The following is a 17,561-nucleotide window of genomic DNA, read 5'->3' as shown; positions in this document are numbered from 1 at the left end:
TCAAATATGATTAATAGCTCAGTTGATTTATCAATTATTATCAGTATTTATAAAAAAAATAATTACTTAGAATTGGTATTAGAATCTTTAAAGCAACAAACATGTAAAAATTTTGAGGTTATTATTGCAGAGGACAATGATGAAGAGGAATTAAAAAAATTTATAAAGCAAAAGAGGAAAATATATAATTTTAATATAAAACATGTTTACCAAGAAGACAAAGGATTTAGAAAAAGTAGGATATTAAATGAAGCTATAAAAAAAGCTGAATCTAATTTCTTAATATTTATTGATAGCGATTGTATTTTACATAAAAAGTTCTTAGAAGAGTATACTAAAAGGAAATCTAATAATATTTGTTTGTTTAGTAGAAGAGTTTTATTGGATTCTAAATTAACTAATGTTCTATTAGAAGAAAAAAACATAAATTATCTATCTTTTATGAAAATATTACTTTCTAAGAGTAGTCATATAGAAGAGGGTTTATACTTTCCTTTTGATTTTAATTTGATCAAACGTAAAACTGTAATGATAGGTTCAAATTTTGGTGTTTCAAAGGATATTATTTATAAAGTTAACGGCTTTGATGAGGATTATGAGGATTACGGATTTGAAGATACTGACCTTCAGTGGAGATTAGAAAAGATAGGTGTTGAATTTAAATCATTAAGAAATAAAGCAATACAATATCACCTATTTCATGGTAGGAATGGTCAAAAAGAAGCCTTCAATAAGAATAAAAAGATATATAAGAAAAAGAAAGAAAAAGGAGATGTGTTTTGTCAAAATGGACTTATAAAGAAATAATAAATTAAAGGAGATTTTATGGAAAAAACTTTTAACCATATAATTATTCTAGGGTTTTTAATATATTTAACGGGAACTTTTATATCATTAGCAATAATGAATTTAGGTTTAGGGGTATCATTGTTAGCTTGGGTAATAAAAAAGGTTATAAATAAAGAAGTTAAAATAAATCAAACACCTTATGATAGATATATAATTTTATTTTTGATTGCTTTACTCTTCTCTTTTGTTGATAGTTTAAATCTTGTTAATAGTCTAGACTATCTTCAAAGATTCTTGATTCCGATTATATTATTCTATCTGCTTGTTGATGTAAATCCAAGTTTAAAGGTTATTAGAACTTTGTTGGTAATTTTATTTGCTGCAATATTATTCTCATTAGGTCAGTCTTTATTACAATTTTATTCAGGGGTAGCTAGGGTTCATGGAAATATTTTTGTAATGGAATTTGCTAGTATACTAAGCTTTTTTCTCTTATATTTGATTAGTTATATTTGTTGGGGTAGAATTTCTTTAATTCCTAGAATAATATTAGGTTTGTTAAGTATTATTGGGATATCATCCTTGATTTTTACCCAAACTAGAGGGGTTTGGTTGGCCTTTCTAGCTAGTTTAGTTTTAATAATTTTTATTAAAAATAAAAGTTATTTATTATATTTTTTAATTTTAGTCTTAATTTTTGTAGCAGTAGCCCCTCAGATTATACCTAACCAATATATTAACCGTTTTATTAGTATCTTTGATTTTAAAGAGAATAAAAGTAACGTAACTCGCTTAAATTTATGGCGTGGTGCTTTGTTGATTTATCGTGATCATTGGGTTAATGGTATAGGACTAAATAATTTTAGTGAGGTTATCATTAAAGAACCATATTATCAAGAACCCATGGTATCAACAGCTCATGCTCATAATAATTTTTTGCAATTAGCTGCTGAAACAGGAACTATAGGTCTGATATCTTTTATTTTGTTATTTGGATTTATACTAAAAGATTTATATGTTAATTATAAGTTAGAAAGAAATTATAATTTAAAGCTATTTTTCTTGGCTAGTTTAGGGACAATAATAAGCTACTTAGCCCATGGTTTAACAGAGTATAATCTAGAAGATAGATTTGTAGGAAGGTTAATTTGGTTTATTATAGCTATTAATCTTATTTTGGGGCAAAGTAAGGAGAATAATAACCAAGGGAGAGGTTGATTTGAATATTTTTTATGTATTTGGGAGCCCTTGGCCAAGTCAAGGGGCGGGAATAAGTTTCTGTACTTTTACTTGTTATGGATTGGCAAAAGCCAGTACAGATTATAATATAAGGTTATTAGTAACTAAAAACACTGAAAAAGATTTTAACGAGGTATTAGAAGAATACTTTGATTTAGAACCTATTAAAAACTTTAAGATTGAATTTATAAGTAATCATGGACTACTAGATAGAGTAACTAAATTCTATCTTGAGTCATTTAATAGGATAAGAAGATTAGCTAAAGAAGGAAAGGTAGAAGCAGTGATAACAAGAAAGGTTGGTTTTCTTCCTTATTTATATTTATTAAAGAGATTATACAATATAAAAGTATTTTTTGAAGTTCATGATTTTTATTTTGATTTAAAGCTAAAAGGAGAAAGAAGTAATATTAAGAAAAGTCTATTTGAAAGATGGTTTTTACCTAAAGTTGACGGTGTTGTTTGTCACCAAAGTCAATTGATAAAATTATATAAGAGATATATGCCAGATCAGAATTATTGTTTAGCTAGAACTGGCATTAAGGAAGTAATTAAGAATCCTAATTTATGGAAAAATAAATATTTAGGTTATGTGGGCTCATTAGATAAGAGAAAGAGAGTAGAGGATATCTTTCAGGCTTTAAATAAAATTAGTGATGATAGTCTAAAGTTATTAATTATCGGGGGTAAAAGTCAGAAAGTAATAGATAAATACCTAGCTTTAGCTAAATGTTTAGGGATCGAAGATAGAGTGGAGGTTACAGGTTGGATTAGTAGAAACGATTTGGAGAAGAGGTTAAAAGAGATTAAAATAGGCATTACACCTCTTGCAGATACTTTTTTTAATAGGTATTTAACCTCCCCAATGAAGATTTTTAATTATTTTTCCCATGGTATTCCAGTGATTTCAACTGACCTCCCAGCACCTAGAGAAATTATTACAGAAAAAGGTGGCATATTTTATGAAAATGGTGATATAGATGGTTTGGTAGAGGCAATTAATCAGCTTAATTTATCTAAAGAGATTTTTGATAGCTACTCAAATTACATAATAGAGAAGTCTGAAGAATTGCTCTGGGAAAAAAGAGGAGAAAAAATCATAGAGTTTATCAAAAATTTCTAAAATCTATTAAAGTTTTGGATTGGTTAATATTTTGATTTTAATAAGATTATTTTTATAAAAAATTGGATTATAATTTAATAATATACTATTACATGTTATAATAGTATTGGTTGATTTGGATGTATATTGTAATTAGAGTAAATTGTACTTTGCTAATTAAGCAGGAATTTATAATTAAATTATTGAATTATAATAAACAAGAATTAATTTTTAAATATTAATTAGAGATTGCAATATTAAATTATCTTATAGGAGGTTTATGATGCGTAGATTATTATGCTTTTTAATCGCATTTGTATTCGTTATTACTATTATGCCACAGGAAATAATAGCATCAGAGTATAAGCTGACTGTTGATGATCAGCTTTATATTTCTGTTTGGGGTCATGAGGACTTAAAACAGGAGGTAAGTGTTGGTCCTGACGGGAATATCTCATTTCCATTAATAGGTGATCTTAAAGCAGAGGGATTAACTCTTACTCAACTGACTGATATAATTATTAAAGATTTAAAGGAGTATGTTAAGATTGAACCTTCTTATGTTAATGTAGTTTTGAAAAGCTATAGAAAGGTTAGAGTAATGGTCTTAGGTCAAGTTGATAAACCAGGAACTTATCAATTAGAACCACAAAGTAGGGTTTTGGAGTTGATTTCTCTTGCTGGTGGTCTAAATGAGACTGCTGATTTAAATAATGCCAAGTTGACTCGAGGTGAAGAGACTCTAGCTATTAATTTGAAGAATTTACTTTCTGGGAAGAGTACAGAGATGAATTATCTCTTAGAAGAGGGGGATGTTCTTTATATAGGAGATGAGTCTATTGAGGTTAATATCGTAGGGGAGATTAGTAGTCCAGGAAGGTATAAATTAAAGCAAGGAGCTACTATCAATGATTTGATTGCTCAGGCAGGCGGAGTAACTACAGATGCTTCTAATCAGGTTAAGTATGTATCAGAAGGGGTAAAAGAAGAGTTGAATTTAGATAAGATAGTTGCTTTTGATACAAATAGTAATAAGTTATTAACAGATGGTGATAGTGTATATATTGAGAAGGGAAAATATAGCTTAAGAAAATCGTCCTTTTGGACTAATCTTTTCTTCTTTGTGGGAGGACTAAATGGAATAAAGGATCTAACAGAATAATTTTATAACCTAGTTATATAAAATTTAAGTAATTATAGTAGTTGGGAGGAGAAAGATGGAACAGTTTGAGCAAGATATGATAGAGATAGATTTACGTGAGTATTTTAATATAATCTGGTACCGTAAGTGGTTTATTATCGGTGCAATGATAGTTGCTCTATTAGCAAGTTATTTTATCAGTATCAACATGACTAAGATATATCAATCCTCTACTCTAGTAATGGTCAAAGAGGATAATGGTATGGAGAATCTATTCAGTGATCAGTTATCCCTAGGGATGGGGAAGAATGATAAGGTAGGTACTTATACCGAAATTCTAAAGAGTAGAAGAATTTTAAACAAGGTTATTGAAAAATTAGATTTGAGAAGTATAGAGACAGGTGAATTAATCTCAACTAAAGAATTAAGAGAAGTAGTTTCTATTGCTGGTGGAGAAAATAATTTAATTACTATCACAGTAAACTATTCAGATGCAGAGATGGCTAAACGGATAGCAAATACTCTGATAGAAGAGTTTAGAGAAGAGAATCGAGAGATGAATAGTGTTGAATTAAAGGGAGCAGAGAGTTTCATCAGTACTCAATTGGAAAATACTGAAAGAAGATTGGCTGAATTAGAAAATCAATTGTTATCATATAAAGAGAAACATGGGGTTATTCTCCCTTCAGAGCAAGGAAAGGTTACTTTAGAGAGATTAACTGAGGTAGAAACTGCTAAGGCAAAAGCAGAAGTGGAATTAAAAGAGAGTAGAGTCAGTTTGACTGATGTAAATAAGAAGCTAGCTGAAGAGGATAAAGAGATTATATCTACTAAGGTTATAACTGATAATCCAATAGTCAAGAATTATCAGCAGCAATTGGCTAATTTGGAGGTTGAGCTTGCGGGATTAAGAGAATCATATACTGATAAACACCCTAAAGTATTAGAATTATTAAAGCAGAAAGAAGAGATTAAAGCTCGCTTAGAAGAAGCGGTAACTGAAGTAGTTAGCTCTAGAACTAAGACGATTAACCCACTTTATAGTTCTCTAAGAAATAAGATGATTAGCTTACAGACTAATATCATTGCTACAGAGAGTCAGCTGCAGACCTATCAAGTGCAGATTCAAGAGATAAAAGAAGAGTTAAGTGCTTTACCAGAAAAGGAGCTTGCTTTAGCTAGACTACAAAGAGAGAGTAAAGTAACTGAAAGCATCTATACTATGCTGCGTCAGAAGAAAGAAGAGACACAGATCCAAGAGGCGATGAAGACTTCTGATATCACAGTGGTGGATCCGGCGATTGCTAGTGAACTTCCCATTAAACCTAATGTTAAGTTAAATATGGTGATTGCTATGATGTTGGCAATATTTATGGCGGTTGGAGTAATCTTCTTAATTGAATATCTAGATACCACAATCAAGGATGAAAGTGACGTAGAGCGCTTGACAGGATTGCCTGTATTGGGGATGACTCCTCACTTAGATATGATAGATCATTCTCAAGGCTATGGGAGGGGAGAATAAGATGTTTAATATATTTAAAAAGAAGACGCAAAAAGATAGTCGAAGCCTGTTAAAGACCCGTAATAATGAATTGATAGTTAAGCATAATCCCAAGTCCCCTGCTTCTGAAGCTTATCGGTTTATCAGAACCAATATTAGCTTCTTAAGCCCTGATAATCCTTTAACTAAGATAGCAATAACTAGTAGTGGACCCAGTGAAGGGAAGTCCTTAACTATTGCTAATCTGGCTATTTCTATGGCACAGAATGGAAAGAAGGTCATTATTATAGACGCAGATATGCGTAAGCCGATGCAGCATAAATTCTATGACCTACCAAACTTTGAAGGTTTGAGTAACATCTTGACCAATGAGATTGACTTTGAGGATGGCTTACGAGAGACAGGAATCGATGGCTTACAGCTTATAACCACAGGAACAATTCCTCCTAATCCTGCTGAATTATTAAATTCTAAGCGTATGGAAGAAATAATTAAAAGAGCAGATAAGGAAGCTGATATGGTCTTTATAGATACACCTCCTGTGATTGCAGTAACTGATGCTGCAGTCTTATCTAATAAAGTAGATGGGGTAATATTGATAGTAGCTTCTCATCAAACCGAAGAATCGATGATAGTTAGAGCTAAGGAGCAACTTGATAAGGTTAATGCTAATATTATTGGAACTATAATTACCAAGTATCCTGTAAATAGCAGGGGAGGATATTACGATTACTATTACTATTACGGAAACAGTTTTAAAGGATAGAGAATAAATAATAAAAAATAAAGGATAAATAATAAAAGTAGAATTAAGAAATCATTGAATTATGATTGTATCTTTTATTTGTTTACTATATAACTATTTTTTATCAATTATTTTCCGATATTCATTATTCAATATGATTTATTATTTTCAAGGAGGTGTTATTGTGATTGATATCCACACTCATATTCTGCCAGGTGTAGATGATGGTGCTAAAGAGTTAAATGAGTCATTAGAAATTGCTCGTGAAGCAGAGCGACAAGGAGTTACTACTATTGTAGCTACTCCTCATTATATGGAAGAAGGATACGGAATTAGCCCTAGTGAAACTAAGCAGCAAGTAGCAGAGCTGCAAGCAGAGATTGAGAGAGCTGGGATAGATGTCAGAGTCTTATCAGGAGCAGAGGTTTATATTATGCCTAATTTAGCCAAAAGGGTTAAAGAGGGAATGGTAACGACTATTAACGACAGTAGTTATATTTTAATAGAGTTTCCCATGACTAAAATACCTGATTATACTGATGACCTACTTTATGATTTGAAGGTGATGGGATACACTCCAATTATTGCACACCCTGAACGGTATAAAGAGATACAGACAGATCCTAATCGACTATATTATTGGATAAAGAGTGGTGTTTTAGCACAGCTTAATGCAGGGAGTTTATTGGGAGCCTTTGGTTCTAAAGTAAAAGAGACAGCAGAGCTTTTGGTAGACCTTAATATGGTACAATTAATCGCTTCTGATCTTCATTCTAATACTAGGAGAAGGGAATGTTTAGAGGATGGCTTTACTAAATTAGAAGGGAGGATTGCTCATAGAGCTGAGCTTTATCTTCAGAATGCTGAGGCGGTTATAAATAATGATAATGTTAGAGTCAATGGTTTATGCAAATACGAGAAGAGAAGAGGATTTTTTGATAGATTAAAGAGAAAGTTGAGTTTTGGTTGATGATAATTACTATATATTACATTTATTTCATAGATATTCTTATTTTTTTATTTTTATTCAAAATAACTTGAAAATAATCCGTTATTTGTTATAATAATAACAGTTAATTCATTTTTTTACAAGTAAAAAATTTAATAATAAAGCAATTTATTCTTGGTAAAATACGTTAGATAATAGGTAAATTGTGTTTGCTAGTTATTTCTTAGTTAATTTTACAAATTGATTTTTTGATAGCTTATATAAGTTTTGGTATTATAAGATTGAGGGGGGCTAAGTGTGAGGAGTTATTTTTTTATGTTTTTGTCTAGTTTGGCTATGTCTTTGTTACTAACACCGTTAGTTAAGAGGTTAGCTTATAAAGTAGGGGCAGTAGATCATCCTAATCACAGGAAGGTTCATAGTAATGTTATGCCTAGATTAGGAGGATTGGCTATATATATATCTTTTATTACGAGTTCTTTTATTTTCTTAGATTTTAATTCGAATTTCAAGGGTATATTATTGGGGTCTGCTATCATAATTATTGTGGGAATAATAGATGATATAATTGGTGTAAAGGCAAAGATTAAGTTAGTAGGTCAAATTTTAGCAACAATTCCTCTCTTAGCTTATGGATTACAGATTAACTTTGCAAGTGATATTATTTTAATAAAGGTTTTTGGGACAATATTAACGGTGTTTTGGGTTGTAGGATTAATCAATGCAGTTAATTTAATAGATGGATTAGATGGTTTAGCAGGAGGGGTATCTTTAATTGGGGTTTTATCTCTTGCTATGGTAAGTTTAATACAAGGGAATTTATTAGATGTGAGTTTGTCCGTTCTCTTAGCTGGTGCAATCTTAGGATTTTTAAAGTATAATTTCAATCCTGCTGAGATATTTATGGGAGATACAGGTAGCATGTTTTTAGGGTATGCTGCAGCCAGTATTTCTTTGCTTACAATAGGTAATAGTACAGAATTAGTTACTTACTTGATTCCAATATTGGCATTAGGTGTACCAATTTTTGATACAAATTTTGCTTTTTCAAGGCGGTTAATTAATGGAAAGCATCCTTTTACTCCAGATAAAGAACATATTCATCATAGATTTATTAATTTTGGATTAAATCAAAAACAGACAGTATTGACTATTTATTTAATTTCATTGGTTTTTGGCTTAACATCTATTTTATTGGCTAGATACAATAGTTTAACTAATCTATTGTTGATCTTTTCAATCTTAATGTTACTCTTCTTATGGTTAAAAGAGTTTGGAATTATTAGACTTGGCAATAGTTTAAAAGCAGAGCCAATTGAAATTCTTGGTGAAATTAGATATAAATTAGTTGAGTTAGAGAAGGTATTTGATGATGAGCTGGAATTAGCAGGTTTTCATAAGGAGATAGGTCAGTTAGAAGAACTTGTGGCTAAAGTCCCTAGTTTTGTTTATAGTCAGACTTTTAATGAGTTAGCAGCTACTAAAGAGCAAAGAACATATAAAACTTTAAGAGATAGGGTTTATTGGCTAATTGAAATTATCGACTATATTGTTGATAATTATCAGTATAATAAAGAGAATTTGAATTATATCTTTGATAATGAAAAGAGTAATTTGTTGAATATCAATTATAATCTTAAGGTTTAAAAGATAGTTTACAATGTACAATTAAATTCAAAGAATAAAGAGCTAAAATAAAAAAATTTTAGCCACGAATTAACACGGATTCACACGAATAAAGGACAAAAGATTGTTAAGGTTTTGAATCAGAATTTAATCAGCGTCCTGATATATAGAACATGAAAAAGAATTTAAATTAATTTAGCAACGCCCTGAGGTAATTTATCCGAAGAAGTACTCTTGGGGTGCGAATTAATGCGAATCACACGAATTAGGATATTAATAGATTAAATTAAAGATTTAAAAACTCTTGATTTTAATTCGCGTCAATTCGTGAGATTCGTTGCAAAAAATCATTTGAGCTTGTTGTATTACTATAACTGTTAATATGAAATCTTTATCGGTTTCTATATAGATTTTCAATAAATAAAAAATCAAAAGAATATTGGACAGGTTTGCACAGACTAAAAATAGACGAATAAGTTGGTTTTTATATTTAGACAATACAAAGAATAGATTAGGATAAATAAAGGGGTTGGCTAGTAATGAGTGAGCAAATATTAGTTCAAATATTAGATGAAATTAAGAATATTAATCAAAGGTTGGGTTCATTAGAAAATAGATTTGATGGATTAGAAAATAGATTGAATTCAATGGAAGAAAAGTTTAATATGATGGATAGTAGACAGAATGAAATGTATCAGATTTTGCGAGGTCTTGAAGAAAATAAAGAGGTTAATAAGGCTAAGGTTGATAAGATAGAGGTTGATTTAGAGGAACTCAAAAATCATGAGCATACTATAATTTTAAAGGCTGCTCCGGAGAAGAGAGATTCCGCAAATAATTAGTGGTTGGAAACTGTTTTACTATAAAACGAAAAAAGTAGTGATTGAAGCTTTAAAGTTGACGGTTGATTGTTAACAGTTGACAGTTAAAAAGATAGTTAAGTATAAAAGTGTTCCTTCTGGAAATTATAGCTAATATGAATATGAATTTTTAGGAGGAGATTTTGAAGTGAGTAAAGAAAATAGCATTGTATATAATAGGGCTTTTGATTTTTCAGTAAGAATAGTGAAATTATATAAGTATTTATGTGATGAGAAAAGAGAGTATGATTTAGCTAGACAGATATTAAGATCTGGTACAAGTATTGGTGCTAATATTAGAGAAGGGATTGAAGGTCAGAGTCGAAGAGACTTTATTGCTAAACTTTCAATTTCTTTAAAAGAAGCTGGAGAGACAGAATATTGGTTAGATTTGTTTGAGGCTACTGAAATTTTAGAAGAAAAATTTGTTACTTCTATGATAAGTGATGTTAAAGTATTAATTAAGATGTTAAATAATATTTTAAAAACCACTAAGCAAACCATCAATTAGTTGACAGCTTATAAAGATGGTTGATAGTTGAAGGTTAACAGTTTACAGTTAAAACCTATAAAACTTATAGAACAAAAGAATTAAAATTTTGGTTGCAAAATTGATTTTTATGTACTTATTATTGGTTTAGATTCTTTTGAACTTAACTGTCAACCGTCAACTGTTAACTGTAAACTAAAAATAAAGAAGGTTGCAGAATATTAGGAGTTCATAATAAGAATAGGAGGAAGCATAGTGATCACACCATTAATCATGGCTGGTGGAGTTGGAAGTAGATTCTGGCCATTAAGTCGTAAGGACAGACCGAAGCAATTTCTTAACCTAGTAGATAAGGACCGGAGTATGATTCAAGCTACAGTAGATAGAATCGGTAAGCTAACTGCTCATGATAATATCTTCATTGCTACTAGCCAAGAGTATGTAGAGAAGATGCAGGAGCATCTACCAGAGATTCCAGTGGAGAACCTGACAGTAGAGCCGATGCGTAGAAATACTGCAGCTTGTATTGGATTGGCTGCTCTTTATATAGAGAGAAAGGACCCAGAGGGAGTAATGGTTGTTTTACCTTCTGATCATCTGATTATAGATGAAGAGAGATTTCTAGATACTGTACAAGCTGCTGTTGAGGTAGCTGAAAGAAAAGATAACCTAGTTACAATTGGGATTGAACCAAGCCATCCTGAAACTGGATATGGCTATATTAATTATGAGAATAAAGTTAATGAGATTAATGGACATGAAGTTTTTGAAGTAAAAGCTTTTACAGAGAAGCCCAATCGAGAGCAAGCAGAACGCTTTTTAGAAGTAGGAACCTATCTCTGGAATAGTGGGATGTTTGTCTGGAAGGTCTCTACTATCCGTAAGATGTTTGAACTTCATATGCCTCAGTTACATCAAGGATTAGAAAGAATGAAAGCAGCAATTGGAACAGTTCAGGAGGTAGAAATTCTCAAGGATGAATTTGAGAAATTAGCTGATATTTCGATAGATTATGGTATAATGGAGAAGGCAGAGGATATTTATGTGATTCCAGGCTCCTTTGGTTGGGATGATATTGGTAGCTGGCCTGCTCTAGAACGTGTAGAGAAGAGGGACAAGCATGGTAATGTAATTCGTGGACATCATATCGGGATTGATACTAAGAATACTATTGTTCATGGTAATGGTAAAATTATTACTACTGTGGGATTAGATGATATAGTGATTGTTGATACTGAGGATGCTATTTTGATCTGTGATAAGAAGCGGGCACAGGAGGTTAAGGAGATTAGGAATTTGCTTAAGAGTAAGGGGTTAGAAGATTGTCTTTAAAAAGGAATGTTTAAAGTAAATTTATGATTATTTATAAGTTACAATTTAATAATAGAAAGGTATGTAAAAATAAAAATTAAATGGTTCTTCCACGACTTTTGTGAAAATAATTTAAAATCAAAAGAATTATTAGACGCAGATTTACGCAGACAAAAGCGGACTAAAAAATAAGAAATGAAATAATAAAAGGTTTTAAATCAGATCTTAGTCAGATTTTAGTCTGCGTCAAAAAAGATTTTGATTTATATCTTTTATAAAAATTATTAGTTCAACTTATATAAAATAGGCATTAATCACAAAGTTCGTTGTTGAACCAATTAAATTAATGAAAGGATTGTTTAAGAAACAGAAAAGCTTTCTAAATATCTATAAACTAAGAAATAAAAGCAAAAGGTTTGAGTAGTAAAAGAAAATCAAGTGATAAGGAATAGATAAATATTTATCTATTAAGAGAGTGGTGATATATTGAATCATTTGCATATTATGGCTTGTGACCGTAAATTTTTAATTCCTTATATTAAATTTATAAACAATAATTTTAATGAAAAAGAACATTATTTTTTTATTATTAGTAATATTAGTAAAGAAGAAATTAACTTTTTCAGTGAAGAGAATTTTTTTATACTAGAAAACAAAATTCAAATTTTTAAACTTCTTAAAATAGTATACAAAGCTAAGTCAATTTATTTACATGGTCTATTTAATAAATGGATAGTGATATTTTTATTTTTACAACCATGGTTATTAAAAAAGTGTAATTGGATAATGTGGGGTGGAGATTTATATTACTATAAAAATAGAGATAAAACATTAAAAAGTAATATATATGAGGTTATAAGGAAGAATTTAATAAAAAAGTTAGGCAATATAACTTCTTTAGTTCCTGATGATTATAAAGTAGCCCAAAAAGTATATAATATGAAAGCTAAATATAATTATGGCATGTATATAAATCCTATAAAAAAAAGTTATTTAGACCAGCTATTAGACAATAATTCTATACGGGAAAAAAAAAGTTTATATATACAGATAGGTAATTCTGCTGATATAACTAATAATCATTTTGAGATTTTAGATATGTTAGAAAAATTTAAAGATGAAAATATAAAAATTTTTGCACCACTCTCCTATGGTGATCAAAAATATGCTAAGCGAGTGAAAGAATATGGAGAATTAAGATTTAAAAATAAATTTATTGGTATGATGGAATTTTTACCTGCCAATGAGTATTCTAACTATTTATCACAGATTGATATTGCAATATTTAATCATAAAAGGCAACAAGGTTTAGGAAACATATATGCGTTATTATATCTTGGCACAAAAGTTTATATAAGAAATGATGTAAGCACATGGAGCTATTTAAATAATAGGTTAGATTTTGATATATATAATACTTTAGATATAAAGAACATTAATTATGATAAATTCAAAAAAAATGATAAGAAAGAATATAATCAAAAAAAAGCTGTGATTTTTTTTGATGAAAATTATATAAAAAAGGTTTGGGAAAAAATTTTTAATAAAAAAGGTGATTTCAATGAATAGTTTTTATACAAGAGAAGAATTGGAACAGGTGGGATTTAAGTCTTTAGGGAGTAATGTTTTAATAAGTAGAAAAGCAAGTATATATACCCCTGATCAAATCAGTATAGGGAATAATGTAAGAATTGATGATTTTAGTATATTAAGTGGTGAATTAACTATAGGTAACTATATTCATGTTGCAGCCTTTTGTGGATTATTTGGAAAGTATGGGATTGAATTAAAAGATTTTTCTGGATTATCATCTAGAGTAACTATATATAGCGCTACAGATGATTATTCTGGAAGAACTTTAACAAATCCAATGATTCCTAAAGAATATAAAAAAATAAAAGCTGGAAAAGTAGTTTTAGAAAAACATACAATAGTTGGTGCGAGTAGCATTATATTGCCAAAAGTAGTTGTAAGAGAAGGGACTTCTATTGGAGCAATGAGTTTAGTTAATAAAAGCACAGAAGAATGGAAAGTATATTTTGGAATTCCTGCTAAAATTTTAAAATCTAGAAAAAAGAATTTATTAGATTTAGAAAAAACTTTTTTAAATAGTCAAGGTGATATTAATGAAGAAATTTAAGGAACCTATATTTGTAACAAAATCTTTTTTACCGCCAATAGAAGATTATAAAAAAGAAATAAAGAAGATATGGGATAGCAACTGGCTAACTAATAATGGGCCATTGCACAATGAATTTAAAAAAAAGGTTAGTGAGTATTTAAAAGTTAAAAATTCCACATTATTTGTTAATGGGCATTTAGCTTTAGATATAGCAATAAAGTCATTGAATTTAAAGGGAGAAGTTATAACTACCCCCTTTACTTTTGCATCTACAACACATGCTATAAAAATGAATGGATTAAAGCCAGTGTTTTGTGATATAGAGTTAGTTTCTTACAATATTGATGTGACAAAAATAGAGAAATTAATAACAGAACAAACTTCTGCAATAATTCCTGTACACGTGTTTGGGAATCCTTGTAATGTAAAAAAAATAAGAAAAATAGCACAAAAATATAATTTGAAGGTTATATATGATGCAGCTCATACATTTGGGGTTGAGATAGATGGAAAAGGAGTAGGTAATTTTGGAGATGTTTCTATGTTTAGTTTGCATGCTACCAAAGTTTTTCATTCTATTGAGGGGGGAATTTTAACTTATAATAATAATAACTATAAAGAGAAGTTTGATTTATTTAAAAATTTTGGTATAACAGGTCCTGAAAAGGTAGAAGTTGTTGGATTAAATGCTAAGATGAATGAATTCCAAGCTGCAATGGGAATAGTTAATCTAAAATATATTGATGATGAAATAGAAAAAAGAAAAAAAATAGCTTATGAGTATAGGAAATTATTAAAAGATATTAAAGGTATAAAAGTATTAGAAGATATAGAAGGAGTAAAGCATAATTATTCTTATTTTCCTATTTTAATTAATGAAAATGAATTTGGGATAAATCGAGATGAGTTGTTTGACAAATTAAATGAGTATAATATTTTTCCGCGGAAATACTTTTACCCTTTATGTAATGAATATGATTGTTATAGGGATGATTATAACATTAAAGAAACTCCTAATGCTAAATATGTAGCAGATAGAATAATTACTTTACCAATGTATTCACAGTTAAGCATAGATAATATAGAAAAAATTGTTGATATAATTAAAGGAATAAAAAATGAATAAAAATAGTTTGCTAAATAAATTTTTATCATTTTCAGTTGGAGATTGGTTAGGGGCTGTAATTGGTTTTATAAGTACTCCAATTATTACAAGATTGCTTTCCCCTGATGAATTTGGAAAAGCTTCAATGTTTATTCTAGCTGCTAATATTATTTCTATTCTTGTAATTTTTGGAACAGATCAGACGTTTGTTAGATTTTTTTATGAAGAAGATGAGGAAGATAGGGGCTTACTTTTGCTTAATACCCTTAAGTTGCCTTTTGTTCTATATATTGTTATAGCTATAGTAATGGTTATATTTGCAGACAAGATATCATTAATGTTATTTAATGAGGTAAATAGGTGGATAATTTATATCCTGATTTCTGTAATATTTTTTCAGTTTTTAAATCGATTTGCATCTTTATTAATTAGAATGCAACAAAAAGGATTATTGTTTTCTATATTAAAACTCCTAATAAAATTAGTCAATTTAATTTCTATAATAATATTTGCATATATTCTTAAGAGAAATTATAAGATAATGGTTTATTCTCATACAACAACATTTATAATAGTGACTATTGTAGCCATAATATTAGGGCGTAAATATTGGGTTTTTACTGAATATAGTAATAGAGATTTAAAGAATGGTTTTAAACAAATAGTTAAATATAGTTATCCCTTGTTTTTCACCTCTCTTATTATCTGGTTGTTCCAATCTTTTGATAGAATTGCTATTAAATATTGGGGCAATTTTTCAGAATTGGGATTATATGCAGCTGCTTTCAAGATTGTAGCTATTTTAAATATAATTCAATCTTCTTTTACAACATTTTGGACACCTGTTAGTTTAGAGACATATGAGAATGACCCTGAAAATAAAGCTTTTTTTAGAAAGATATATAATTTAATTTCATTAACTATGTTTATGATTGCAGTAGTAACTATAATGGTCAAAGATATTGTTATATACTTGTTAGGTTTAGAATATGCAGATGCAGCAATGATTATGCCTTTTCTAATATTTATACCTATAATGTATACTATTTCGGAAACAACTGTAATAGGTATTAATTTTGCAAAAAAGCCAAAGTGGCATATTCTAATAGCTGTTATTTCTTGTCTAACCAATTTAACAGGAAATTGGTTGTTAGTACCTAGTTTTGGAGCAAAGGGCGCTGCTATTTCTACTGGAATATCATATATAGTTTTCTTTACCTTAAGAACTAATATATCACTTAAGTATTATAAAGTAGATTATAAATTAAATAAGTCGTATTTCATATTATTTTTATTAGTTTTATATGCATTTCATTCAAGTTTTTATAACTGGAATATTATAAACTTAATTATTGGAATAATGATTTCAATAATTATATTAGCATTAAATTATAGCTTTATTAAAAGGGGTTTTTTAAATAGATTTATTTAAATTTTATAAGAGATTATTTTATAAAAAACCAATAATTTTAATAAAAAGGATGAATAATTTTGAAAAAGGTATATATTTTACATGAATATGGAGAGCCTAGACATTTTAAAGCAGTTGATTATTTAAAAGAAAAAGGTAAATTAGATGAGATAATTTATTTAGAATTTAATGTAATAAAAGCCTTTATGAAAGGGATAATAAAATTTGAGATTAATAAGTCTTTAAGAGCTATTAGAAATTTGATTTTAATTATTAAGCTTTTATTCCTGAGAAATCAAAATATTATACTAGGAATGGCTCCTTATGATAAATTTATCTTTATAGCAAATATTTTAGCTAATAAACATGATATATTTTACTTTACTTCTTGGCCATATTGGGGGAGAAATAAACAACCTAAAAATTATTTAATTGGGAATAAAATTATTTATAAACAGTGGGAAAGGTTTTTACAAAAAGTAAAAAAAGTCACTGTGACAAAAAAAGCAGGGGAAGAATTAAAGAGGAATGGTTTTGGTAATTTTATTTATAATATTCCTCATTGTGTTGAAGTTGAGAGATTTTATCCTAGGAATGATTTTTTGGAATTTAACAAGAAGGAGTTAAAAGTATTATATGTTGGAAGATTAGTAGAAGAAAAAGGATTACAATATATAAAAGAAGTTATATATTTACTTTCTAAAGAAGACTTTGAATTTAATATAGTTGGAGATGGACCAGATAAGGATATATTAGATGAGGTTTTTTTATTATCTAATGTAAATTATTTTGGTAAAGTGAAAGATAAAAATAAATTAGCAAGAATTTTTAGAAATAACGACATGTTGATATTACCTTCATATGAGATAGATATTTGGGAAGAGTTATTTGGTATTGTTATTATTGAAGCAATGGCCAGTGGTTTAACTGTTATCAGTACGGATTGTATTGGGCCTAAAGAAATTATAGATAATAATATAAATGGATTTTTAATACCTCAAAAAAATTCAGTTATATTAAAAGAACGACTTGAAAAGGTATATAATAATCGAGATTTATTAAATCATTTGAAAAAAAATGCTTTTGAAAAAGCTATGAAAGAGTACAAAGTAGAGGTTTGTGCTCATGAGTGGGAAAAAGCATTAGGGATTAATAAGTAGTAAAGGG

The 17,561-nt window shown here is 28.9% G+C and carries 16 protein-coding genes; all 16 read left to right on the top strand.

Annotation, left to right across the window (positions count from 1 at the left end):
• Window positions 1-6: 6 nt before the first annotated feature.
• The 16 genes from BX659_RS00910 (at window position 7) to BX659_RS00835 (ending at window position 17,554) form a co-directional block, all read left to right on the top strand.
• Complete coding sequence (locus BX659_RS00910) at window positions 7-807, top strand: glycosyltransferase (RefSeq protein WP_097017447.1); 801 nt, start codon at window positions 7-9, stop codon at window positions 805-807.
• 96 nt (window positions 808-903) lie between these two features.
• The gene (locus tag BX659_RS00905; protein ID WP_181186400.1) at window positions 904-2,007 is read left to right on the top strand and encodes an O-antigen ligase family protein; all 1,104 of its coding nucleotides are present in this window, start codon (window positions 904-906) and stop codon (window positions 2,005-2,007) included.
• A 1-nt stretch (window position 2,008) separates the two neighbouring features.
• On the top strand, window positions 2,009-3,151 hold the full coding sequence (locus BX659_RS00900) for a glycosyltransferase (protein ID WP_097017449.1): 1,143 nt from the start codon (window positions 2,009-2,011) through the stop codon (window positions 3,149-3,151).
• Window positions 3,152-3,413: 262 nt separating this feature from the next.
• Window positions 3,414-4,292, top strand: coding sequence for an SLBB domain-containing protein (locus tag BX659_RS00895; protein ID WP_181186399.1), 879 nt, complete (start codon window positions 3,414-3,416; stop codon window positions 4,290-4,292).
• A 55-nt stretch (window positions 4,293-4,347) separates the two neighbouring features.
• Complete coding sequence (locus BX659_RS00890; protein WP_106231521.1) at window positions 4,348-5,796, top strand: GumC family protein; 1,449 nt, start codon at window positions 4,348-4,350, stop codon at window positions 5,794-5,796.
• A gap of 1 nt (window position 5,797) precedes the next feature.
• Window positions 5,798-6,541, top strand: a complete 744-nt coding sequence (locus BX659_RS00885) for a CpsD/CapB family tyrosine-protein kinase (RefSeq protein ID WP_106231519.1) — start codon at window positions 5,798-5,800, stop codon at window positions 6,539-6,541.
• A gap of 163 nt (window positions 6,542-6,704) precedes the next feature.
• Entirely contained in the window at window positions 6,705-7,490 is a 786-nt protein-coding gene (locus BX659_RS00880) for a tyrosine-protein phosphatase (protein ID WP_097016485.1), read from the top strand.
• A gap of 276 nt (window positions 7,491-7,766) precedes the next feature.
• Window positions 7,767-9,116, top strand: a complete 1,350-nt coding sequence (locus tag BX659_RS00875; protein WP_097016486.1) for an MraY family glycosyltransferase — start codon at window positions 7,767-7,769, stop codon at window positions 9,114-9,116.
• A 518-nt stretch (window positions 9,117-9,634) separates the two neighbouring features.
• Complete coding sequence (locus BX659_RS00870) at window positions 9,635-9,937, top strand: hypothetical protein (RefSeq protein WP_097016487.1); 303 nt, start codon at window positions 9,635-9,637, stop codon at window positions 9,935-9,937.
• 166 nt (window positions 9,938-10,103) lie between these two features.
• Window positions 10,104-10,466 carry a four helix bundle protein gene (locus BX659_RS00865; RefSeq protein WP_097016488.1) on the top strand — a complete coding sequence of 121 codons (363 nt, stop codon included), beginning with the start codon at window positions 10,104-10,106 and terminating at the stop codon, window positions 10,464-10,466.
• 234 nt (window positions 10,467-10,700) lie between these two features.
• Entirely contained in the window at window positions 10,701-11,777 is a 1,077-nt protein-coding gene (locus BX659_RS00860) for a mannose-1-phosphate guanylyltransferase (protein ID WP_106231517.1), read from the top strand.
• Window positions 11,778-12,260: 483 nt separating this feature from the next.
• The gene (locus BX659_RS00855) at window positions 12,261-13,325 is read left to right on the top strand and encodes a TDP-N-acetylfucosamine:lipid II N-acetylfucosaminyltransferase (protein ID WP_181186398.1); all 1,065 of its coding nucleotides are present in this window, start codon (window positions 12,261-12,263) and stop codon (window positions 13,323-13,325) included.
• A complete protein-coding gene (locus BX659_RS00850) occupies window positions 13,318-13,896 on the top strand; it encodes an acyltransferase (protein ID WP_106231514.1) in 579 nt (192 codons plus the stop codon). The genes BX659_RS00855 and BX659_RS00850 overlap by 8 nt, the downstream gene beginning before the upstream one ends.
• Window positions 13,883-15,004, top strand: a complete 1,122-nt coding sequence (locus BX659_RS00845; RefSeq protein WP_106231513.1) for a DegT/DnrJ/EryC1/StrS family aminotransferase — start codon at window positions 13,883-13,885, stop codon at window positions 15,002-15,004. The genes BX659_RS00850 and BX659_RS00845 overlap by 14 nt, the downstream gene beginning before the upstream one ends.
• On the top strand, window positions 14,997-16,415 hold the full coding sequence (locus BX659_RS00840; RefSeq protein WP_106231511.1) for a lipopolysaccharide biosynthesis protein: 1,419 nt from the start codon (window positions 14,997-14,999) through the stop codon (window positions 16,413-16,415). The genes BX659_RS00845 and BX659_RS00840 overlap by 8 nt, the downstream gene beginning before the upstream one ends.
• A gap of 59 nt (window positions 16,416-16,474) precedes the next feature.
• Window positions 16,475-17,554, top strand: a complete 1,080-nt coding sequence (locus BX659_RS00835; protein WP_106231510.1) for a glycosyltransferase family 4 protein — start codon at window positions 16,475-16,477, stop codon at window positions 17,552-17,554.
• The last annotated feature ends 7 nt before the right edge of the window (window positions 17,555-17,561 follow it).

The sequence above is a fragment of the Orenia metallireducens genome, assembly GCF_003001995.1.
GTDB lineage: Bacteria > Bacillota > Halanaerobiia > Halobacteroidales > Halobacteroidaceae > Orenia > Orenia metallireducens_B.
This window is presented reverse-complemented; position numbering and strand designations above follow the sequence as displayed.